Raw genomic sequence first — 23314 nt, forward strand, 5'->3', positions numbered from 1 at the left:
TCTTAAACGCCCAGTGTCTTGCTAATTGCTTCGATAACCCGATCAGATTGGAAAGGTTTAACGATGAAATCTTTGGCCCCTGCTTGAATAGCGTCAATTACCATCGCTTGTTGACCCATCGCAGAGCACATAATCACTTTTGCGTTAGCATCAATCTTCTTGATTTCTTTCAATGCTGCAATGCCATCCATCTCAGGCATAGTAATATCCATTGTGATCAGATCCGGACGAAGCTCTTTAAATTTCTCAATTGCTTGTGAGCCATCCTGTGCCTCACCAACAACCTCATAACCATTTTTGGACAAAATGTCCCGGATCATCATTCTCATAAATGCAGCGTCGTCTACGACTAAAATTCGGTTTGCCATCTTGATTCAAGTCCTCCCTAAATTGTGCTTATTGTAATTTCTGAATTCGGTCCCATTGGCTAACGATATCTATAACACGAACACCAAAGTTTTCGTCAATAACGACAACTTCTCCCTTGGCAATCAGTTTGTTATTCACCAAAATATCGACAGGTTCACCGGCCAACTTATCCAGTTCGACAATTGATCCCTGTGACAGTTCCAATATATCTTTAATTTGCTTCTGGGTCCTTCCTAATTCTACGGTGACTTTAAGGGGAATGTCCATCAATAAATTCAAATTGTTTTCGTCTACCTGACCATACGCTCCATTTTGTAAATTGGCGAATTGAACTGGCTGTACGTTAACATTTCTATTTGGCATTCCACCGTAATGTTGAGGTGCACCATAAGGTTGCTGCGGTGGCATGCCATACGGCTGCTGTGGCGGCATTCCTTGCGGCATCCCCATTGGAGCCTGCCCGTATCCGTTATAGTCCTGAGCAGGCTGTTGTGGAGCCTGTTGCTGAACGGGTGGTTGCTCCGCAACCGGTGGTGGCGTTGCTGGTACAGCTGCTGGTGCGGGTTCAGGTGTTGATGCCACTGGTGCGCTGGCAGTTGACTCCTGAGCGCCTCCAATCAGCATATCAACCATGTTTTTGGCAAAATGCACGGGAAGCAACTGCATCAGATTGGAATCAATCAGGTCTCCGATTAACAAACGGAATGAAACTTGAATCAGGGTCTCATCTTCTGGAAGATTACTTACACCCTCGCCACTCTCCAAATTAAGAATATCGATTCCCGGAGGGGAGATATTCACAAAACGATTAAAGATCGTGGACATGGAAGTAGCGGAGGAACCCATCATCTGGTTCATCGCTTCCTGTACCGCACTAATATGGATTTCATTCAGTTCTTCATCAACCGGATTTCCTTCCCCACCCAACATCAGATCAGCGATGACTTGAGCATCTCTCTTCTTGATGACCAGTGAGTTAATGCCTTCGAATCCATCCACGTAATTCACATGAACGGCAACATGCGGCTTCGGAAACGCTTCTTCGAACTGCGTTCGACTAATGATGGAAACCTTAGGTGTTGTAATATCTACTTTTAGGCCCAATAGCGTGGACAAAGCTGTTGCCGCGCTACCAAATGTAATGTTACCAATCTCCCCCAAGGCATCCTGTTCAAGCTCAGTCAAATAATCATCAACCGTTTTCTCTGCTGGCTCTGAACTGTTCATCGACTCTGATTGCCTCAGCAAAGCATCGATTTCTTCCTGGGATAAATAATCCTTACTCGTCAAATTCTTCAACTCCTTCGGTGACAATCTCGTCTATTTGCACAGCCACACGGTCCTTGATTGTTCCCGGACTGCCCATGTACTTCAGTTTGTCACCCACTTTAATGGAAAGTCCCTCATCAACTGGTTTGTTCAATGTAATGACATCACCAACAGACAGACCCAAAAATTCAGCAATTGAAATTCTGGATTCTCCCAATTCCGCAACGACAGGTAATTTGGCTTTGTTCACACGCTCTCGTAGAGCTTCATATTCTTCCGGAGCTCTCGTTTTCTTCTCCGAAACAAACCACTGATGAGTTGACAACCGTGACATAATAGGTTCAAGAACGACATGCGGTATACATAGATTGATCATGCCTGTCGTGTCACCAATTTTGGTACTGAGCGAGATCAGAGCAATGGTCTCATTGGGAGATACAATTTGCATAAATTGCGGATTCGTCTCCAGCGCTTCCATCCTCGGGGAAATATCCAGCACGGTCTTCCATGCTTCCTGCAAACTCTCAAACGCACGGCTGAATATCCGCTCCATGATGGTCGTCTCAATCTCCGTCATCGATGCGATCTTGGTCGGAGCACTTCCGGTTCCACCAAGCAGGCGATCCAACATTGCATATCCCACATTGGGATGGACTTCCATCACCATTCGTCCCTGTAGTGGCTCCGCTTCAAAAATGTTCAATATCGTCATCTTAGGAATAGAACGGATAAACTCATCATAAGGCAACTGTTCGACCTGAACGACATTGATTTGAACGAACGTCCGCAGTTGGGCTGAAAAATAAGTGGTGAGAAAGCGTGCAAAGTTTTCGTGAATACGAGTCAAGCTTCGAATATGGTCTTTGGAAAAACGCACTGCCCGCTTAAAATCGTACGATCTAATTTTCTTCTGAGTTTCTTCCTTCTTCAATTCTTCTGCGTCCATTTCACCAGAAGAAAGGGCTGCTAATAGGGCATCAATCTCATTTTGTGATAATACATCCACCATGTTCTCACCCCCTTACAGGTCTACAGCGTGTTCTGTTCATTTACATTGGCGCCATCACAAAAGCTGAAAAACTTGTGCTGCTCAACTTGCCTTCAGGTAAAGCTTCATTAATAAGTCCGGTCAATCTCTCATTAAATTGTACTCTGCCCTTCGCTGTAGCGAGTTCCTCAGACTTGGTATCCGCAAATGTCTGAATGATAATAGGCTTCACCGTAATTTCTTTGATTTTCTCAAAATCTTCCTTGGCTTTTACGTCAGACAACTTGAATGAAAAGCTGACGACTACAACATGGTCTGTATCAGCCAAATTGGTTTTAATTTCACCAAGCTCTGAGGAAACTTCTACAATCTCATCCGCAGTCATCTTCTTGGGTTCAGAAGCTGCAGCAGTATGTGTGTCATTCTTCGAATTCTGTCCTTGCATAAATACAAATACAACCACCACAATGAGTGTTATTGCTAACAACATCGTTGCTAGCCAGGGCATCATCTTTTTCATCAGGATTCCTCCGTTTGCTGCACTTTGATAGTGGCTGCCTGAACCCCGATTTCACGGTTGTAATCTTTAATTTTGGAAATAACTTCATCGGCTTTCTCAAGCACAATCAGTCTCTTTCCAGTTACCAGAGTAATATACGTGTCCGGTGTCTCTTCGACAATTTCAACCATCAGCGCATTTAACCACATGGGAGAACCATTTAACCGCGTAACCGAAATCATGCTAAGCCCCCTCGATCAGAGTGGGAGGAGCAAGCTCCCCCGCGTTTTTAAATCACTAATCAGCTATTAACGTTTCAGGTTAACAACTTCCTGAAGTACTTCATCCGACGTTGTAATAATCCGGGAGTTTGCCTGGAATCCACGTTGAGCTACGATCATCTCTGTAAATTCACTAGTCAAATCCACGTTTGACATCTCGAGTTGTCCAGCAATGACGGCACCTGTTCCAAACTCAGTACTGTTAGCAGTTACAATATCGAATGCGCCATCAGCGTTAGCATTGGCTGTTATGCGATACAAGTTACCGCCGATTTTTTCGAGACCCTCAGGGTTTGTTACCTTGCCTATGCCCAATTGAGCACCAGCTTCAGTTGTTCCGTCATCCATCGTCTGATTGATGAAGCCATCCTGACCGATTGTAAATGACACGACAGCTTCGTCAAGTGTGATAGGTTCCCCACCACCATCAACAACGAACAAACCATCCGAAGTAACCAGGTTACGGTTAGCATCCACATGAAAATCTCCTGCACGAGTCAAAAAGGGTACTTCCTGCTCACCACCAAGTGTTACGAGGAAAAATCCATCACCATTAAGTCGCAGGTCGGTCGGATTGTTAGTCGTCATTGGACTACCCGCTAAATGCAAGGTATCGATTGAACCTACAGAAACACCTAGTCCAATCTGCTTCGCATTCACACCACCGTTTTCATCTCCAGGGGCAGTAACACCTGCGGTAGTTTGGCTCATAATATCTTTGAACATAACCCGACTGCCTTTGAAGCCAACGGTGTTTACGTTCGCAATATTGTTACCAATTACGTCGAGTTTGGTTTGAAAACCCCGCATCCCGGAAACGCCTGAGTACATTGATTTCAACATTTTTAAAAATCCTCCCAGTCTTCATTTGGTTACCGCATCAGTCGGTCAGCGGCATTCCGGCTCCCGAGAAGGGCCAACCGGTCAAGAAATGATTACGGCACTATCAATCTGCGTGAACACATTATCCTTCATGCTTTCACTATCCATAGCTGTAACCACTGTACGATTTTTGACATTGACGATAAAAGCCATATCCTGCATCAAAATCAGAGACTCTTTGGCTCCTTTGGCAGCAGCTTTGTCCAAAGCAGAACCAATCTGTTCCATTTGCTCCGTTTTGAGTTCAATACCACGCTGTTCCAAACGTTTGGCAGCATGATTGCTCAATTTCAGAAGATTATCTTCAAGCACCTTTGCAAAAGGTTTTTCGGGTGCAGCTGAGGCTTCTCCCGTTTTGGGTCTTTGAAGCATATTTGGCGTAATCGAGCCTGCGTATAATTGTCCAACCGTTATGCGATCACTCATACCGTTTTCCCGCTATCTTCCGTATCACCCGTTTCAGCAGCTGATTCAGCTTCCTGGCTTTCGTTCGATTCAGGGGTTACATCCTGAACGTTCTGTACCGGAGTTTGATTCTCTTCTGCTTGTTTTGGATAATTCACCTGAATAATCTCATCCAGCTTAATCTCGTCATTGCCCACTTTCGCGTATTGAACGCTATCTCTTACAATGATGGAATCCACAATACCCTGACGAAGAGTTCCGTTGTCCTCTTTATTAGAAGAAAGCCAACTTACCTCCATGCCAATCATACCGGATACAGCACCAAGTGACTGATTCAACGTTTTAAGTTGAGTTGAAATATTGACCAGTTGTTCCACTGAGCTGAACTGTGCCATCTGGGCGATAAATTCCTTATCCTCCATCGGCTGCATAGGGTCTTGGTTCTGCAGCTGGGTAATCAGGATTTTTAGAAACTGGTCTTTGCCTAATTCTTTTGTTGCAGCACTTGTTGTAGCTTTATTAGCTGCGGAATAGTTCGGCCAAGTATTATTTGTTGAAACAATTTCAGTAGCCATTTGCTCACCTCATTTCTGTTTAAGCCTCTGCACTAAATGTATCTCTCTGTATTTCGTTTCCTTCTACTTGCTCGCTGCGCCAATTACGCAATTCTTCCTGTATACCTGCGGTAGCTATAGCATCATCTGATTGTTCCTCACGTTCACGTGAACGACGTTGCTGCTGAGAGTTACTTCCCGATTGACGGCCGCCATCCTGATACATCTGTGATCCGATTGAACTGTTCTGCGTAACCTCAAGTCGTTCCACTTGAATCCCCTGAGCTTGAAGTGAAGAACGCAGCTGCATCATTTGTTGTTCAAGCATGTCTTTGGCCATCGTATGCTCTGTCATAAACCGTGCAACCAATTGCCCGTTCTGCAAGGTGATTTGTACATCCAATTTACCTAAATGCTCCGGACGAAGTGAGATGGTTGCCTCGGAAAAACCTTTTTGTTGAACAATATCCAGCTTGCTAACAACAAACTGTGTCATTTCTTTGGCAAATTGTGATGTTTGCATTACAGGTTCAGCCGGTTTCCCTGCTGTCGTACCTGATGTACGCAAGGACAGTTCTCCTGCCGTAATGATGGTTGAGTGATCCAGTTCTCCACCTGTGTTTGAAGCAGATGTCGTATCTGTGTCACCTTTCACCTGAATTCCAGCATTTGTTGCTGCCGCAACAAGAACTTGAGGTGTGACTGAATCCTGTTTGGACGCTTGAAGTGAAGTAGTTGGAGCGACTTGTACAGCCTGATCCTTAACCGCAGTCAATGTATCCAATATGGACTTCAATTCAGTCCATCCCTTGTTACTCGTGGTATCCATTCCAGCCTCTTGAAGCTGACTCTGTAGAGATTGCAGCAAATGCTTGAATTCGGGAGCGCTCTTCGCAACAGTACTCTCTGGTTGATTCATCGCAGTTACTAACTGTGTAAGCATATCCTGCAAAACAAAGCGTACTGCTGCTGGATGCTGCGACAATTCAATCGCAGGTACTGCACTTGCGCTTACCGTTCCATCCGCAGACTCGTCAGAACCTTCTGCATTACTACCTGAAGTATCATTTAGTTGTGCATACATCTGTTGAATCAGGGTCTGCAGACCTGCGAGTAAAGATGGATCATTTTCCAATGCCTCGTCAAGTGAATCCATGTCCGAAAACAATGAATTCAGAATGTCCGTGATGGAGGTCGCTTCCCCGTCTTCACTAGGAGCAAAGGAAAACACCAGCGGATTAGCAGTTAAACTTCCAGTAGCGCTTGAACCATCACCTTCTGCGTTTCCTCCAGATAATGATTGTGCAAGAGTTTGCAGAAATTCACCACTGGCTCCTGTAGCTGAACCTTTCGATTGCGCTCCAGTTGTCTGTCCTGTCCCTGTGGCCTTTGCAGATGCTGTTGATGTCATTTGATATACGATCGACATTTATTTTCACCTCCTCTCAGATATCACATGAAACAGATTTACTTGTTGCCCATTAATCTGTTCAAAATTTTTGCAGTTTCAACCGAATCCTCTGAAGACATATTTTCTAGCAATTGAGAGCGTGTTGCGTCATCTACCGAATTCAGAATGGTCAAAGTTTTGTCAGGACTCAACTTGTACGTTTCCAATAGTAGCTTGGCACCACTTGAAGCAGACATCGAAGCAAATGTTTGGCTAAGCTGGTTTTTATCCAGGTTCTTGCTCGTGGTTGTTGATGCAGTTGATGTTGCTTCGGTTTCTTTCTTCAATCTGGACTGCAGTGCATCCAGTGCCAGATCACCGGACGGTTTGGCATCCTTCATCATCATGGTCACATCGGCTGCTGTTTTCGGGTCCATTTTTTCAAGCACTTTCGTCCGAGCAGATGATTGCATGGCATTCAACAACAGGACCATTTCTTCATTCGTCATATTTTGCAGAATCGGTGCAGCTTTGCTCGGACTCATGTCCGCATACATTTTAGCTAAATCTTTTATTTGCTTTTGATAATCGGATTCCGTTTCCGGCGTTGCCGCCGTAGCTGTTTCAGCAGCTTTCTCCGCATCATCCAACTTCTTCTGAAGGTCTGTTGCTTTCTTCGCCTCAGTTGTTGTCGCTTCCTGTGCTGCCTTAAGTTCTGTTTCTTTTGCCGTAACTTGGGACTTCAGCTTTTCGATTGTCGCTTCAGCACTTTCTACCTGCTGCTCACTCTTCTCCAGCTTATCTTTCTCAGGGTCCAGCACAGGATCAGGTACCCATTCCTTAACTACCGGAATCTTGTTAGCAAATTCAAATAAATTATTACGAATATCTACATTAAAAAGCGTAAGCAATACGCCCAGCAATACTACGGTGAATACAATCGGAATGGAAATCATGAGAAATTTTTCCCAGCCGCCTCCCGATTCTTTTTCCATGTCGCTATCGTCTTTAACAGCCATCGTTCATTCCTCCTTCACGAGACAACTTCGCGTCCGGCTCACATCAATTCGCGCGTCCGGCTTTGGCAGCGAAGCGTACAGTAGCCATCTCGTCCAGATCGTTCTGTTCCCGGAGGAGCATCTCCTGCTGAAATTTGATCTTGGCCTTGTCTCTCGCTCCAAGCCATACTTTTTCATCAACCATCTTACCGTTCAGAAACGTCTGATTCCGTTGCACATTGACCTGAGCATGTTTAACTTCATTGTTTTTACGTGAAATGCACTCGTCAAGATGATGTACATAACGCTGCATCTCCTGCAGACTGTTTACAGACGCTGTATTTTCCGTAGCAGATTGGATAATCCCGACCAGATTATTTCTATCGTTCAGAAGTTGCATCAGATGCTCTTCCTCCGTCTGAAGCTTTCCGATCGCTGTGGATAACATCCACTCTGCCTGTGTTTTTTCATTACTCTTCAGGTCAACAACTTTCTGGAAATGATATCGAAATTTCATCGCTTAACCATTCATCTCCTTGCAAATTCAAGAATCAAACGTTCCTGCACTTCACTTAAGGTGACTTTCTCGTCGACTTTCTGCTTTGTAAAGTTCCATATACTATCAATCTGGTCTATTGATTCATCAATCGCTGCATTTGAGCCTCGCTGATAAGCTCCAATATTGATCAAATCCTCCGACTCTTTGTACACAGCCATCAAACGCTTCATATTATTAACGGCTTCCAGCTGCTCTTCTGGAGCAATATCCTTCATGACACGACTTATACTGGCTAGTACATCAATTGCCGGAAAATGACCTTTATTCGCAATGGATCGGTTTAACACAATGTGGCCATCCAATATACCCCTCACCGCATCGGCGATCGGTTCGTTCATGTCATCCCCATCAACCAGAACGGTGTAAAAGGCTGTAATCGAACCTGTAGGCCCTGTGCCTGCCCGTTCAAGCAGTTTGGGCAAACTCGCAAATACCGATGGAGTATATCCTCTCATTGCCGGAGGTTCACCTACAGCCAAACCGACTTCCCTTTGAGCCATCGCATATCGAGTAACCGAATCCATCATAAGCATCACGTTCATTCCACGATCTCGGAAATACTCTGCAATGGTGGTTGCGATAACCGCTCCTTTGATACGAATCAGGGCAGGCTGATCTGATGTTGCTACAATTACTACGGAACGTTCCAATCCTTCTGGACCCAGATCCCGTTCGATAAAGTCGCGAACCTCACGTCCACGTTCACCCACCAGCGCGATGACATTGACATCTGCTGCTGTATTGCGAGCAATCATGCCCATCAACGTACTCTTACCAACACCAGAACCGGCAAAAATACCTACACGCTGTCCCTTACCTACGGTCAACAATCCGTCGATAGCTCTTACACCAACACCCATGGTTTCAAGTACACGCGGACGATCCATTGGATTAACCGGTGTATTGGAGGTAGAGTACATCGGCATTCTGGATGGGAGAAGGGAACCGTCTAGCGGCTGCCCAAGTCCGTCCAGCACTTTACCGAGCAATTCGGAGCCTACCTGAACTCCGAGTGGTTTACCAGTACCTACTACATCGCAACCAGGACCGATGGATTGAAGTTCACCCAGTGGCATAAGCAGCACTTTGTTATCTCGAAACCCAACGACTTCGGCTTGTAGAGGTTTGGCCGATTTACCAGGGTAGATGTAACATACGTCACCGATACTTGCATCCGGCCCTTCTGACTCAACCATAAGACCAATGACCTGAGTAACTTTGCCGTTAATGCGAACGGGATCAAATTGCCGCAAATGTTCCATATATCGCTGTGAACTAAGAACCTTCATGTTGATTTCTTCGCTCCTCATCCTCAAGTGCTATGCGGACCAGTTCTTTTTTAATTTCAGCAAGCTGTGTATCAATTCTTGCATCTACACTTCCGAACGAAGAACGGATAACACATCCTTTATCTTTGACCGTGGAATCGGGCAAAATCTGCAATTCTGCTTGAGAGTCAATAGACAGAGATAATTCTTCGCGAGCTGCCTGTACAAATGCAAACTGATCAGGGGCCACACAAAGTGTGATCAAACCCTGCTCCCGTTTACGTGACAAACTTTGTCGAATCAGTTCCAAGGTATGATCGGGTTCAATGGTAAGTTGCTTATCAATGACTTTCTCAGCAATCCCACAAGCGAGATCCACAAGGAACGGCTCCGCTTCCTGAATGATCTGATCTTTTGCTACATAAGCCTCCTGGAGAACTTCCTGGGCTTCATTCATCATCTTTTCGATCTGCACCTGGAGATCCAGTTCAGCTTGTACTTTGCCTTCTTCAAAACCCTGTTGGAAACCTTGTGAACGAAGTGCTTCGGTCAGATGTTCATCCTGTTGTCGTTGTTCCTGCCACCAGCTATCGATCTGTTCACGGGCTTCTTGAAGCATGCGCTCTGCTTCTTCCGAAGCTTCACGTACTTGCTTTTCTGCAAACTCCTTGGCATCTTCCAGCATCTCTGCGGTTAGACGTTGTGTTTCTTCGTCCACGCGTGCTTGAAGCGTTTCTGCTTCAGAACCTTCAGCACTCTCACCATTTAATTCCGTTTCAGACTCTTCGGCACCACCATAATGATGATGATTCTCAAGTCTTTTACGGTCATCAACCGGTACATACTGGAAAGACTTAATCAAATTAGACAATGATATCATCTCCTCCACCGCGTGCGATAATGATCTCACCGGCTTCTTCCAATCTGCGTATCGTTCCTACGATACGTGTCTGAGCTTCCTCAACATCACGCAATCGCACAGGTCCCATGAATTCCATCTCTTCTTTGAATGTCTCGGACATCCGTTTCGACATATTCCGGAACACGGCATCCCGAACTTCTTCGCTTGCCACTTTGAGTGCCAGCTGTAAATCTGCGTTGTCGATATCCCGAATAATGCGCTGAATCGAACGATCATCCACATTGACGATGTCTTCGAATACAAACATGCGTTTTTTGATTTCCTCTGCAAGCTCCGGATCCTGAATCTCGAGCGAGTCCAAAATGGTACGCTCTGTACCCCGATCGACTCCGTTCAGAATCTGAACGATCGATTCAATACCACCCGCATTCGTGTAATCCTGCGTTACGGTAGAAGATAGTTTCTGTTCCAGAACCCGCTCCACTTGAGAGATGACTTCCGGCGAAGTACTATCCATAACAGCCACCCGGCGAGCGACATCTGCCTGTTTCTCTTGTGGCAAGGATGATAGAATCGCTGCTGCCTGTTCGAATTGCAGGTAAGACAGAACCAGGGCAATCGTTTGCGGGCTTTCATTCTGAATAAAGTTCAAAATTTGATTCGGATCTGCTTTGCGCGCAAAGTCAAATGGTCTAACTTGCAGCGTAGCTGTCAAACGATTAATGACTTCAAGTGCTTTTGATGAACCCAGAGCTTTCTCCAGGATTTCTCTGGCGTAATTGATACCGCCCTGAGAGATATATTCCTGCGCCAGACAGATCTGGTGAAACTCGGCCATGATCATATCCTTTTCAGAAGAATCAACTTTGCGAACGTTGGCAATCTCCAACGTAAGTTGCTCGATCTCTTCGTCACGCAGATGTTTGAAAATCTGAGCCGATACTTCCGGACCTAATGTAATCAACAATATTGCTGCTTTTTGTCTGCCAGTCAAACCTTGACTGCTTGCCTTCGCCAATGCGCTCACCTCTATTCGTCAGCCAGCCATGTACGCAGCAGATTGACGAATTCGTCTGGCTTTTTCTTGGCCAAACTCTCCAATTGTTTGCGCACCTGACTTTCGTTCGTTACACTGTCCAGCGTAATGGACGGGAACTCTGTTGCTATTGGAAGAGGAATCTCTTCTTCTTCTACCTCGTTTTGTTTGCGGCGACGGCGTACTAACAAAATAACAACCGCTGCGATCAATGCTGCTATGAGTGCTCCTCCGCCCCACATCATCGTTGAGGAAAGCTGGAAACCCGTATTGTCTGCGGAGGCAGTCTGGAATCCTTGTGACATAACTGAAACTTTCTTTGTCAGATCGGCGTCACTTATTACAGTGCCTGAGTCTGCCAGTGAAGCACGAACAATGTTAACCAAAATGTTCTCAATTGCGTCCTGAACCGGTCCCTGTAATTCTGTTTCTCCATTCGGTGGTTCAACTGCCACGTTAATGGTTAAATCTTTTACAGTATAGGGACTAGATATAATATCCTTGGCGATTCGATTAACATCGTAGTTTATCGTACTTGATGATTCTTCCGAGGTGGAATTCCCTGCTGCATCAGCTGATGGATAACCTGGAACTTCCTCTTGCCCCGTGCCTGCAACACCACCTGTTGGGTTGCTTGCGCCGGTGTAACTCTTCTGAATCTCCTGCACGCTAATCTCGATGCCTTTCATGTTCTCTACATCAACGGGTGTGACTAGATTTTCTTTACGTGTTTCTTTATCAAAATTAAGCTTGGAGGCCACCAAAACATTGACTTTGTCTTCGCCTACAATCTGAGATAGAAATTGCTTCACGTTATTGCGGACATCGTTTTCAAACTTTTTCTGTAATGCCATGTTCTCTTGAACTTCTGAAGACAACCCACCACTACCACCTCGGGCAGTCGGTATCAGTTCTGCTTCATCCGTGTTTGTTATTGTGATGTTCTCAACAGGCAGATTAGGAATTGCGGTCTTAACCAAATTAAAGTATCCATCTACAGCTGCCTGATTTGGGTGATAACCCGGTTTAAACTGGAGAGCTACTGATGCAGATGCTTTATCCTGTTCTTCTAAGCCGGCAAAGATATTATCCTTCGGCATATTGACCAGCACTTTAGCGTCCTGTATCCCTTGCATCCGCTGAAGCAACTGTTCAACTTCTCCGTTTAAAGCATTGTTGTACTTTACATCAAACTCTTTATCCGTCATCCCGATCGGGGATGATGATTCCTCGAATGACTTATATCCCAGTGATCCATTCTGAATAATCCCTTGTGAGCCAACATTCACTTTTGCAATGGCAACACTCGTGCTTGGTACAGATATCGTCTTGCCATCTGAACTTAATTTGTATGGAATACTAGATGAATCGAGATAACTGATAACGCCTGCTGAATCACTTGCATTCAAATCCGTGAACGCAACTTCATATTCGGTCTTGGACAATTGCATCGTGAGAACAACTGCAGCCAAAATCAGAAACAGGAAGGTGGATATAAATAATATTTTTTGCTTTTTGCTGAAACTATTCCAATACTGGGACCCCTTGTCCCTGTACTGGGCGATTCTCTCATTCACTCTGTCACCCCATCCGAAACTTTGCTTAGTCTGTCCTTACGCAACCCTAGCCGTTCCATAGGTCTACGATCAGGAGCAGCATCGCAGCTGCTTGTTGTAATGATCAGCGCTATTGCCTGAGCGCAAGTAGATTATTTTATAACTGCGTCCGCATAATTTCCTGGTACGCTTCGACTACTTTGTTTCGGACTTGAGTTGTGAGTTGTAGGCTTAACAAGGCCTGTTCGGAAGCGATCATTACCTGATCCACGTTCGCTTTGCCGACCAAAAATTGATTCGACATTTCATGCGATTGAGTCTCCTGTGCCGCGACAGACCCTAATGCGTTCTGTAAGTATGTACCGAAGCTCTGAATGGTTTCGGCTGGTGTAGAAGGCTTGCTTTCGGTTGCACTCTTCATCTGTAGCGGTTGTACGCCCTGTGTGCTAAACATGTTGTTCTGAATCATTAATGTCCCTCCCCTTCATCTCTCGTTTACATTTTTCTTGTTTTTAATTTCAGAGCAGATTATCTTCCAATCTCCAAAGCTTTGGAGATCATTGCTTTGGTTGAATTCAATGCTGTTACGTTTGCCTCATAGGAACGTGATGCAGAGATCATGTCGACCATTTCTTTCGCAATGTCCACGTTAGGCATAAATACATATCCTTCTGCGTTGGCATCCGGATGAGAAGGATCGTAGACAGGCTTCAAGGGTGACTGGTCCTCGCGAATCTCAGTTACTCTGACACCATCTCCCGAACTGCCACCTCGCATTTGATTTTGGAGCATTGTACCAAATGACGTTTTGTTCGGTTCAAGCACAACCATTTTGCGTTTGTAAGGAACTGCCTCACCATTGGTTACGCTCGCGCGCGTCGTCTCCGCGTTGGCAATGTTGGAAGATATAACGTCCATCCGCAACCGTTGGGCCGTCAGAGCTGATGCACTGATACTAAAACTATTACTAATGTTCAATTAGGTTATCTCCCTTCCACGCCAATACGCATGATTTTAATTTGTTCGTTCACTTGTTGGATATAAGCGTTGTAACGCAACTGATTCTCCGCCAGAAGACTCATTTCTCTGTCTATATCGACATTATTTTCGTTGTTATTCATGGACGTTGACTGGTCCATATTAACTACTGGCGTTGGTACGGAAGAGGAAGGACCTATGACAAAATGCCTTGCATCAGTTACTTTACCTCTAAGAACAGGCATTTCTCCATTCATTTGCCCCTGCAACATCTCTTCAAAAGAAACGTCTGAGCGCTTGAAATACGGGGTATCGGCGTTCGCGATGTTGTCAGCAATCGTTCGTTGTCTGATGTTGGACGCATCGAGTGCACCTTGCAATCTTTTAAAGCTAATATCGTTTAAAAGATTCACAATCTCCCTCCTCTCTTTAGAAGTTATGGAAAAAGATTGAATCTTCTTCCTTGAAAATCCTTATGTTTTTTCGACAAAAACATTCGTCTTTACACGGTTTTCTAGGACTTAAGTAGAATTAACTCTGATGTTGTCGTATAACATAAGTTTCTTCGAGATTGGGATATATTACAATAAGAAAAAAGCCCTATCTTTTCTGAAAGACAGGGCTTTTTGTGTATTTTCTGCAAATTATGAATTTTTTCGTAAATGTTCAGGCCCAAAACAAAAGTATGTTAATACTCTCCCTGATTGTTCTTAAACATTCTTAAAATAAAAAAAACCTTTCTCGTCTCGACAGGACTGTATAATGCCCGTAATTATGTATATTTCCGAAATATTCATCGTTGATAATGTTAGAATTTTTTGCCGTTAGATTAAGGGTTTAGCGACTATATGATAGGTATACATACGAAGCTGTATATTAATCAATTGACAAGTTATCTTTCACAAATTAAGATTTCTCACCATTTCTACACAACACTTTCTTAACAATTAAGTAGGGTTTACGTATTTTAATCTCCAGAAAACAATTGGTGACTTCACACTTTTCTACAAATTCTTTTTTTGCGCATTTACGCAACATTTACCAATCTGTCAACTAAACCGATGCCCAGACTTGGAATAAGAAACATTCTTTAAATGGGAATAACTGGATATAAAAATTAGAAATAACTACCACTCCGATAGGTTTTAACGCACTTTGCATGCGGCACAAGTCCTAGGTTTTGTCGATCCAGACAACAACCACACATCTTTTATCGGTTATCTCATCAAAATCTTTTAGATAGAAACAAAAATAAACGATATGTCACTGGTCGGAGAGAGAACCTTTTACGATTCGTCTAAGGAATGAATATCCTTCGTCGATCTCGTAAGTGTTCTCTACGGTCCAGTGCATATCGTTCATTCATACGACCCTTTAGCAATTACATTGCAAGCCTATATTACAGGATATACTGACTCAAATCACGATCAAGTGCAATATCATTCAATTTCTCACGGACATACTCCGGAGTAATCACCATACGTTCCAATGTAAGCTCAGGTGCCTCAAAGGATAAATCCTCCAAAAGCTTTTCAAGAATCGTATGCAATCGACGTGCGCCTATATTTTCTGTATTCTGATTGACAGATTCAGCCAATTTGGCAATTTCACGAATGGCATCATCCGAGAACTCGATTTCAATATTTTCGGTACGCAGCAGATCAACATACTGCTTGGTCAGGGCATTTTGAGGCTCAGTCAGAATGGATACAAACTCTTCCAGCGTAAGACTACTTAGTTCCACACGAATTGGGAAGCGCCCCTGAAGCTCGGGAATCAGATCAGAGGGTTTGGCGACGTGGAATGCGCCAGCAGCCATAAACAGAATATAATCCGTTTTGACAGGACCATACTTCGTCATTACTGTAGAGCCCTCTACGATAGGCAGAATGTCACGTTGCACACCCTCACGGGATACATCAGGACCACTACCGCGCCCTTGACTGGCGACCTTGTCAATTTCATCTATGAAAATGATACCTGTCTGCTCTGCTCGACGAATGGACTCTTGTGTAACATCATCCATATCGATCAATTTGCCTGCTTCTTCCTGGATCAACACTTTGCGCGCTTCTTTGATGGCGAGCTTACGCTTTTTCGTTCGACGAGGTAAGAGGCTGCCAAACATCTCCTGCATGTTCATACCCATCTGATCATTGCCTTGTCCAGCAAACATGTCCATCATGTTAGGCGCAGTGTCCTCCACATCAATTTCAATGATGTCATCCTCCAACTTGCCGGACAACAGATCAAACTTGATCTTACGGCGGCGTTCGGCAACCCCGGTATCCGGTTCTGGCTCATCCTGTTCCTGAACGTTGTTGCCATTATTACCAAAGATCATCTCAAAGGGATTCCGCTGATTCTTGGACTTGGACTGTGAGGGAGCCAAAATATGTACTATTCGCTCATTGGCAGCTTCTTCAGCTTTGTCCTTCACTTTTTCAGTCCGCTCCAGCTTTACCATCCGCAGTGATGTTTCGATCAGATCACGCACCATCGATTCAACGTCACGGCCAACATAGCCCACTTCAGTAAATTTGGTTGCTTCCACTTTTACAAATGGAGCACCCACCAGTTTAGCAAGGCGACGGGCGATTTCCGTTTTACCCACACCGGTAGGTCCAATCATCAGGATATTTTTAGGTACAATGTCGTCCTGCGTATGCTCAGGCAAAAGGCTCCGCCGATAGCGATTGCGAAGGGCTACCGCTACCGATTTTTTGGCTTTCTTTTGACCTACAATATACTTGTCAAGCTCTGCAACAATCTGTCTCGGTGTTAACGCTTGAGTATTCATATTGCTTCCCTCCTACCAGTATGCTGAAGTTATTTTACCTTACAAGGACAAAGAATCCCCTAGACGTCCTGGAGCAGATTACATAATCATGCTCCACTACGGGAGATTTCTTCGGCCTATAACTCTTCTACAATAATATTGCTGTTGGTATACACACAAAGCTCAGAGGCAATCTGAAGCGATTCGCGCGCAATATCCTTCGCTTCAAGATTCACAGCATGACGTTTCAATGCACGTGCAGCAGATAAGGCAAAGTTCCCACCTGATCCGATAGCGATAACGTCATCATCAGGCTCAATAATTTCGCCGCCACCTGAGATTAACAACATGCCTGTTTTGTCCATTACAATCAACAACGCCTCAAGCTTGCGCAAGATCCGATCCTGACGCCAATCCTTGGCAAGCTCTACAGCAGCACGCTGCAGGTTACCATGGTGCTCCTCCAGCTTGCCTTCGAATTTCTCAAACAAGGTAATGGCATCCGCCACAGAACCGGCAAATCCGGCAACAACCTGTCCACGGTACAATCGTCTTACTTTCTTGGCTGTATTCTTCATCACGACGCTCTGGCCCATGGTCACCTGACCATCTCCAGCAATTGCCGCCTTACCGTTATGACGAACAGCACAGATCGTTGTAGCATGAAATGACATATCCATGATATCAGCCTCCTCCCACGAATAATTTATACGCGTTCCGGAACAGTTAGACCTTCTGCCGCAGCAAAACTAGTGATACCATCCAGTGCACGCTGTGCAAGAGCTTCATTTTTTTCCTTTTTGTTACGGATTTTCGTTTCCAGCTTCGGCAACAAACCAAAGTTTGCATTCATTGGCTGGAAGTGTTTGAAGTCAGCTGTTGTAATATACTGAGCCATACTGCCAAGGGTTGTTTCAACCGGCAATACCACCAGTTCCTGCCCAAGAGCTGCTTTGGCTGCGTTCATGCCAGCAATAAGCCCTGAAGCAGCAGATTCCACATATCCTTCTACACCCGTCATCTGACCTGCAAAGAACAGGTTTGGACGCTCTTTAAACTGATACGTCGGACGAAGCAGTTTAGGGGAATTAATAAATGTATTACGGTGCATTACGCCATAACGAACGAACTCTGCATTTTCAAGTCCAGGAATAAGGGAAAAGACTCGTTTCTGTTCTCCCCATTTCAGATGCGTCTGGAAGCCAACCAGGTTATACAAGGTTCCCGCTGCGTTGTCCTGTCTAAGCTGTACAACAGCATGTGGCAACTCTCCTGTATGCGGGTTAACCAGACCTACCGGTTTCATAGGACCAAACAGAGCCGTCTGTTTCCCACGTTTCATCATCACTTCGATTGGCATACAGCCTTCAAAGTAGATTTCTTTCTCAAACTCCTTCAATTGAGCAACCTCGGCAGTAATGAGAGCTTCATAGAAGACATCAAACTCTTCTTCTGTCATCGGACAGTTCAGATATGCTGCTTCGCCCTTATCATAACGGGAAGCCAGATACACCTTGTTCATATCAATTGAATCTTTTTCAATGATCGGTGCTGCTGCATCATAGAAGTAGAAATATTCTTCACCCATTAGTGCCTTGATTTGCTCAGATAATGCCGGTGAAGTCAACGGACCCGTTGCCACAACAACGATGCCATCTTCCGGCAGGGAAGTGAGTTCTTCATTCACTACTTCGATGAGTGGATGCTGGTGCAACGTAGACGTAATCTCACCCGAGAAGCCATCCCGGTCCACTGCAAGTGCTCCACCTGCTGGAACTGCATGCTTGTCTGCTGCAGACAGTACGAGAGAATTGAGCATCCTCATTTCTTCTTTTAACACACCTACTGCATTCGTCAACCCATTCGCACGCAATGAGTTACTACATACCAGTTCAGCAAATTTATCTGTATGATGAGCTGGTGTTTTCACAACAGGTCTCATCTCGTATAATTTCACGCGTACGCCGCGACTTGCAATCTGCCAGGCAGCTTCTGTCCCTGCCAGCCCGGCACCAATAACGGTTACTTGTTGTTCATTTGTCAAAATCTTTTACCTCCATAAAACAATTTCATAACTCACTAAAATTAATTCACATATATACTAATCGGCTGATTCGTCATCCGGTTCATCCACCGGCTCCTGATGATCACATGATGTACACTGCAATCGTGCTCCCTTTTTGTTCCGCTTCTCAATCATTAAAGATCCGCAACTAGGACATGGTTTGGCTGAAGGTCTGTCCCATGAGACAAAATCACATTCAGGATACTTGTCACAACCGTAGAAAATACGTCCTTTTTTGCTACGACGCTCAACAACATGACCTTCCTTACACTTCGGACAAGTTACGCCGATATCCTTGATAATCGGTTTGGTATTCCGGCAATCAGGAAAGCCAGAGCACGCAAGAAACTTGCCAAAACGTCCGAGTTTATAAACAAGCGGTTTGCCGCACTTCTCACAGATCTCATCCGATACTTCGTCTTCAATCTCGATTTCTTTCATTTCTTCTTCCGCAAACTCAAGCCGTTTCTCAAAAGATTCATAGAATTCTGCGAGTACTTTGACCCAATCCTCCGAACCTTCCTCCACATGGTCAAGATCACCTTCCATGTTCGCGGTAAACTCTACATTCAGGATTTCCGGGAAAAACTCTTCCATCTGTTCGATGACCAGTTCACCCAGCTCGGTCGGCATGAATTTCTTTTCCTCAATTGCAACATATCCGCGCTTCTGAATAGTCTCCAGTGTTGGCGCATATGTACTCGGACGCCCTATACCCAGTTCCTCAAGTGTCTTAACCAGCCTAGCCTCCGTATATCGTGGTGGCGGTTGGGTAAAATGCTGTTTCGGCTCAATCTCCTGCTTATCAAGCACATCTCCACTTTTCAGCGGAGGCAGCAGACGATCTTCTTCGGTTGTACCATCGTCGTTTCCTTCAACGTACACCTTCATGAAACCTTGGAATCGAACCTTCGAACCTGCTGCACGGAAAATCGTGTCCCCCGCCGCAATATCCACAGAGAGCGTATCCAGGATAGCCGAAGACATTTGGCTCGCTACAAAACGTTCCCATACCAGTTTATATAACCGGAACTGATCGCGACTCATGAATGATTTGATTGAATCAGGATCCCGTAGTATTGAAGTTGGACGAATCGCTTCATGCGCATCCTGAGCATTAGCTGCTTTTTTGGAATAGTTACGTGGAGTCTCAGGTGCAAATGGCTCACCATACTTACCAACGATATATTCTTTGGCTTCTTCTTGTGCAGATGCCGCAATTCGTGTGGAGTCTGTACGCATATACGTGATGAGACCGACTGTGCCTTCTTTTCCAAGGTCTACGCCTTCATACAGCTGTTGTGCGACCGACATCGTCTTGGAAGCTCTAAAATTCAATTTACGTGCTGCTTCCTGTTGCAAAGAACTCGTCGTAAACGGGGCGGAAGGGTTCCGACTCCGTTCCTTCTCTTTGACTTCCTTGATCGTAAAGTCTGCACCTTCGATCTGTTTCAGGATGGCTTGCACTTCCGCTTCACTGCCCAGCTCTGTTTTGGCACCGTTCAATTTATGAAACTTGGCTTCAAACGGATTGCCGTCAGCTGTCAGTTTGGCGGTAATGCTCCAGTATTCTTCCGGCTCAAAATCATCAATTTCATTTTCACGATCTAAAATGATTTTGACAGCCACGGACTGAACACGACCAGCGGACAAGCCTTTTTTAACTTTTTTCCATAATAATGGACTAATCTTATATCCTACAAGCCGATCCAGAATACGTCTTGCCTGTTGCGCATTAACCAAATCCATATTGATTTTCCGCGGCGTTTTGAACGCATCTTTGACCGCCTGTTTTGTAATTTCATTAAATACAACCCGGCAATCTGCCGTATCGTCCAGTTCAAGGGCATGGGCCAAATGCCATGCGATAGCCTCACCTTCGCGATCCGGGTCAGCTGCGAGATACACTTTTTTCACTTTCTTCCGTGCATCCTTCAGTTCTTTCAAAATTGAACCTTTGCCGCGGATCGTAATATATTTCGGATTAAAATCATTCTCCACCTCAACGCCGATCTGACTCTTTGGCAAATCGCGAACATGTCCCATCGAAGCTTTCACGATGAACTTGCTGCCTAAATATTTGCCTATCGTCTTCGCCTTTGAGGGCGACTCCACGATTACGAGTGCATCCGCCATAGGTTCATCCTCCTCTCAGTCATGAAACTGTCATGAAACTGTTTCTGTAAGCTTATGCATAGTTAATAACTTCTGCTAATTATATATTTCCACACACTGCGTAGGTTGCAGCATCGTCATACCCTCGCGTATTTAGTGCCTGGTAATTGGCTAATCTGCTTTTTTATGATTAAAGATAACAGAACTGAATGCAAATGTCCAAAATCCCAACCAAGCAGTTCAACCAGTTGATCCAATGATTGTTCTCCCTGTTCCAACAGATAAATCACGCGTTGTTCATCTGGAGAGAGCTTCACCTCAGCGAATATCCCTTGCCGGGAAGGTTCAGGTGTTTCTGTCGAACGTCCTCTATTGTAAGGAAGTTGTTCTGCATTTGGCAAGTCCAAACGATACTCTTCCAAAATGTCTGCTACACAAGTCACCAACTTGGCACCTTGACGGATAAGGTTGTGCGCTCCCCGACTCTTCGGCGATGTAATAGGTCCAGGGACGGCAAATACATCCCTTCCTGCTTCAAGAGCAGCATCTGCTGTAATAAGTGAACCACTGCGAATGTCAGCCTCTACGACCAATGTTCCCAACGTTAGGCCGGCAATAATTCGATTCCGTTCCGGAAATAGTCCTTGACGGGCACGCGTACCGGGTGGATATTCCGATAAAAGCAAACCCGTCTCAGCGATTCGCTCGGCAAGGCTAGTATTTTCGGGCGGGTATATATGATCGATCCCTGTTCCGAATACGGCAATGGTTTTTCCTTTGGCACGTAATACTGCCTCATGACATACGCTATCAATACCTCGGGCAAGCCCACTTACGATCGTCAGTCCTGCACTGCATAATTGTTCTGCCAACTTTTCTCCAACTTTGCGCCCATACACGGTCGGCATACGAGTTCCCACCATTGCAATAGACGAATTGTGTAGCAAACTAACATCCCCGCGAGCATACATTACCCAGGGAGGCTGAACGGTTTCCTTCATTAATATGGGATAATTCTGATCCAGGTAAGTAATAACCTCTATCCCCTGATTGTAAACGTGTTCTCTTTTACTCTCAATCCAGTCGATAGTAAATTGGCTAGTCAAACGTGCAGCCTGATCTTTGCGCAAGCCTGCTGCGACCCAGTCGCTTTCCCCATAATTCAATAGATCGGTTAATTCATGTTGTCCCAGAATCAGTTTCGAGATTGTTTTCTTGCCAATGCCCTCCATCTCATGCAACCCAAACAAGATCCATCTTTCTTCCATACCATATGCCTCCCAGAGCGGAAGAGATCTTCCCTCATATTGTGTGTTATGTGATCACGGAATGCAAGCGTTTACGCAGATGAGGAACAATTCCTCTGCCTTTTCACGTTAAAAAAACGCAAAAAAGCAACCCTTCGCCCTGTTCAAGGACAAAAGGTTGCTTACCTTTTCCGTAACCATAATAGTCGGACTACCAGAAATAGATCATTTCCGAGCCGTTTCTTCTATTATAACGAAAAAGAATTAATGTGTCGTGCACAAATTCAAAATACCGCGTTCCTCAAGTACACTCACCAAAGTCGAACCCATCTCAGCAGGTGTTGGTGCTACTTTGATTCCACATGATTCCAGTTTCGCTATTTTCTCTTTGGCTGTACCTTTACCACCAGAGATAATAGCGCCAGCATGGCCCATCCGTTTGCCTGGAGGCGCTGTTACGCCACCGATAAAGCCAACAACCGGTTTGGTCATGTTCTCACGTACCCAATCTGCAGCATCCTCTTCAGCAGTACCACCGATCTCACCAATCATAATGACCGCGTGAGTCTGTGGGTCTTCATTGAACCGCTTCAGGATATCAATGAATTCGGAGCCTTTTACAGGGTCTCCCCCGATTCCAACTGCAGAAGATTGTCCAATACCACGAGTTGTCAGTTGATGAACGGCTTCATACGTTAGTGTACCACTACGCGAAACAACGCCCACATGCCCTGCCATATGGATATACCCAGGCATGATACCGATTTTACATTCACCTGGTGTAATGACACCTGGACAGTTCGGTCCGATCAGGACGGTATTTTTACCTTCCATGAAACGGTCAACCTTGATCATGTCTAGAACCGGAATACCTTCTGTAATACAGATAACGAGGTCCAGCTCTGCATCAACAGCTTCCATAATGGAATCTGCTGCAAATGCCGGAGGAACGTAAATGACGCTCGCTGTTGCGCCTGTAGCTTCCTTCGCTTCCTGCACAGTGTTAAACACCGGCAGGCTGGCTACTGTACCGTCTTCCAGCGTGATATCCACATTGGTTCCGCCTTTACCCGGTGTAACTCCGCCTACCATCTGGGTTCCGTAGTCCAATGCGCCCTTCGTGTGGAACATTCCCGTTGAACCCGTAATGCCTTGCGTAATGACTTTTGTATTTTTATCGATCAAAATACTCACGTTGCTTCACATCCTTACGG

The 23314-nt window shown here is 45.1% G+C and carries 24 protein-coding genes; all 24 read right to left on the reverse strand.

The features are described from left to right. Positions 1 to 2 precede the first annotated feature (2 nt). The 24 genes from FS628_RS03335 to sucD all read right to left on the reverse strand — a co-directional run bounded on the left by FS628_RS03335 (position 3) and on the right by sucD (position 23294). The gene (locus FS628_RS03335; RefSeq protein ID WP_017689175.1) at positions 3 to 368 is read right to left on the reverse strand and encodes a response regulator; all 366 of its coding nucleotides are present in this window, start codon (positions 366 to 368) and stop codon (positions 3 to 5) included. A gap of 28 nt (positions 369 to 396) precedes the next feature. Further along, positions 397 to 1659: a flagellar motor switch phosphatase FliY gene (gene fliY, locus FS628_RS03340; RefSeq protein ID WP_145318895.1), complete on the reverse strand. Its 1263-nt coding sequence runs from the start codon at positions 1657 to 1659 to the stop codon at positions 397 to 399. Then, on the reverse strand, positions 1649 to 2647 hold the full coding sequence (gene fliM / locus FS628_RS03345; protein ID WP_145318898.1) for a flagellar motor switch protein FliM: 999 nt from the start codon (positions 2645 to 2647) through the stop codon (positions 1649 to 1651). The genes fliY and fliM overlap by 11 nt, the downstream gene beginning before the upstream one ends. Positions 2648 to 2687: 40 nt before the next feature. Then, a complete protein-coding gene (locus FS628_RS03350) occupies positions 2688 to 3146 on the reverse strand; it encodes a flagellar basal body-associated FliL family protein (protein WP_145318901.1) in 459 nt (152 codons plus the stop codon). Next, the gene (locus tag FS628_RS03355) at positions 3146 to 3367 is read right to left on the reverse strand and encodes a flagellar FlbD family protein (protein ID WP_024630220.1); all 222 of its coding nucleotides are present in this window, start codon (positions 3365 to 3367) and stop codon (positions 3146 to 3148) included. Before FS628_RS03355 ends, FS628_RS03350 begins: the two co-directional genes overlap by 1 nt. A gap of 66 nt (positions 3368 to 3433) precedes the next feature. Continuing rightward, on the reverse strand, positions 3434 to 4249 hold the full coding sequence (gene flgG, locus FS628_RS03360; protein WP_145318904.1) for a flagellar basal body rod protein FlgG: 816 nt from the start codon (positions 4247 to 4249) through the stop codon (positions 3434 to 3436). Positions 4250 to 4330: 81 nt separating this feature from the next. Further along, the gene (locus FS628_RS03365) at positions 4331 to 4660 is read right to left on the reverse strand and encodes a TIGR02530 family flagellar biosynthesis protein (RefSeq protein ID WP_440131260.1); all 330 of its coding nucleotides are present in this window, start codon (positions 4658 to 4660) and stop codon (positions 4331 to 4333) included. A 50-nt stretch (positions 4661 to 4710) separates the two neighbouring features. Beyond that, on the reverse strand, positions 4711 to 5268 hold the full coding sequence (locus FS628_RS03370; RefSeq protein WP_145318910.1) for a flagellar hook capping FlgD N-terminal domain-containing protein: 558 nt from the start codon (positions 5266 to 5268) through the stop codon (positions 4711 to 4713). Positions 5269 to 5287: 19 nt separating this feature from the next. Beyond that, positions 5288 to 6676, reverse strand: coding sequence for a flagellar hook-length control protein FliK (locus FS628_RS03375; protein ID WP_145318913.1), 1389 nt, complete (start codon positions 6674 to 6676; stop codon positions 5288 to 5290). Between the two features lie 38 nt (positions 6677 to 6714). Then, complete coding sequence (locus FS628_RS03380) at positions 6715 to 7656, reverse strand: MotE family protein (protein ID WP_145318916.1); 942 nt, start codon at positions 7654 to 7656, stop codon at positions 6715 to 6717. Between the two features lie 43 nt (positions 7657 to 7699). Next, the gene (gene fliJ, locus FS628_RS03385) at positions 7700 to 8152 is read right to left on the reverse strand and encodes a flagellar export protein FliJ (RefSeq protein WP_145318919.1); all 453 of its coding nucleotides are present in this window, start codon (positions 8150 to 8152) and stop codon (positions 7700 to 7702) included. Positions 8153 to 8163: 11 nt separating this feature from the next. Then, positions 8164 to 9483, reverse strand: coding sequence for a flagellar protein export ATPase FliI (fliI, locus tag FS628_RS03390; protein ID WP_036609365.1), 1320 nt, complete (start codon positions 9481 to 9483; stop codon positions 8164 to 8166). Next, positions 9470 to 10333 (reverse strand): FliH/SctL family protein, encoded by an 864-nt coding sequence (locus FS628_RS03395; protein ID WP_145318922.1) that lies wholly within the window; start codon positions 10331 to 10333, stop codon positions 9470 to 9472. Before FS628_RS03395 ends, fliI begins: the two co-directional genes overlap by 14 nt. Beyond that, positions 10326 to 11342 (reverse strand): flagellar motor switch protein FliG, encoded by a 1017-nt coding sequence (gene fliG, locus FS628_RS03400; RefSeq protein ID WP_047842476.1) that lies wholly within the window; start codon positions 11340 to 11342, stop codon positions 10326 to 10328. Before fliG ends, FS628_RS03395 begins: the two co-directional genes overlap by 8 nt. Before the next feature lie 11 nt (positions 11343 to 11353). Beyond that, on the reverse strand, positions 11354 to 12937 hold the full coding sequence (fliF, locus tag FS628_RS03405; protein ID WP_145318925.1) for a flagellar basal-body MS-ring/collar protein FliF: 1584 nt from the start codon (positions 12935 to 12937) through the stop codon (positions 11354 to 11356). 136 nt (positions 12938 to 13073) lie between these two features. Next, the gene (gene fliE / locus FS628_RS03410; protein ID WP_145318929.1) at positions 13074 to 13385 is read right to left on the reverse strand and encodes a flagellar hook-basal body complex protein FliE; all 312 of its coding nucleotides are present in this window, start codon (positions 13383 to 13385) and stop codon (positions 13074 to 13076) included. Positions 13386 to 13444: 59 nt separating this feature from the next. Then, positions 13445 to 13894, reverse strand: a complete 450-nt coding sequence (flgC, locus tag FS628_RS03415) for a flagellar basal body rod protein FlgC (protein WP_145318932.1) — start codon at positions 13892 to 13894, stop codon at positions 13445 to 13447. A 5-nt stretch (positions 13895 to 13899) separates the two neighbouring features. Further along, complete coding sequence (gene flgB / locus FS628_RS03420; protein ID WP_145318935.1) at positions 13900 to 14307, reverse strand: flagellar basal body rod protein FlgB; 408 nt, start codon at positions 14305 to 14307, stop codon at positions 13900 to 13902. A gap of 986 nt (positions 14308 to 15293) precedes the next feature. Continuing rightward, the gene (hslU, locus tag FS628_RS03425; RefSeq protein WP_062833787.1) at positions 15294 to 16694 is read right to left on the reverse strand and encodes an ATP-dependent protease ATPase subunit HslU; all 1401 of its coding nucleotides are present in this window, start codon (positions 16692 to 16694) and stop codon (positions 15294 to 15296) included. Positions 16695 to 16810: 116 nt separating this feature from the next. Further along, positions 16811 to 17353, reverse strand: coding sequence for an ATP-dependent protease subunit HslV (gene hslV / locus FS628_RS03430; RefSeq protein WP_062833786.1), 543 nt, complete (start codon positions 17351 to 17353; stop codon positions 16811 to 16813). 26 nt (positions 17354 to 17379) lie between these two features. Continuing rightward, positions 17380 to 18717 (reverse strand): FADH(2)-oxidizing methylenetetrahydrofolate--tRNA-(uracil(54)-C(5))-methyltransferase TrmFO, encoded by a 1338-nt coding sequence (gene trmFO / locus FS628_RS03435; protein WP_145318937.1) that lies wholly within the window; start codon positions 18715 to 18717, stop codon positions 17380 to 17382. Between the two features lie 57 nt (positions 18718 to 18774). Next, positions 18775 to 20874, reverse strand: coding sequence for a type I DNA topoisomerase (gene topA / locus FS628_RS03440; protein ID WP_145318941.1), 2100 nt, complete (start codon positions 20872 to 20874; stop codon positions 18775 to 18777). Between the two features lie 116 nt (positions 20875 to 20990). Further along, positions 20991 to 22121, reverse strand: coding sequence for a DNA-processing protein DprA (gene dprA, locus FS628_RS03445; protein WP_145318944.1), 1131 nt, complete (start codon positions 22119 to 22121; stop codon positions 20991 to 20993). Between the two features lie 243 nt (positions 22122 to 22364). Beyond that, positions 22365 to 23294 carry a succinate--CoA ligase subunit alpha gene (gene sucD / locus FS628_RS03450; RefSeq protein WP_036609382.1) on the reverse strand — a complete coding sequence of 310 codons (930 nt, stop codon included), beginning with the start codon at positions 23292 to 23294 and terminating at the stop codon, positions 22365 to 22367. Positions 23295 to 23314: the final 20 nt, after the last annotated feature.

The sequence above is a fragment of the Paenibacillus xylanexedens genome (assembly GCF_007676705.1).
In the GTDB taxonomy this organism is placed as follows: domain Bacteria; phylum Bacillota; class Bacilli; order Paenibacillales; family Paenibacillaceae; genus Paenibacillus; species Paenibacillus xylanexedens_C.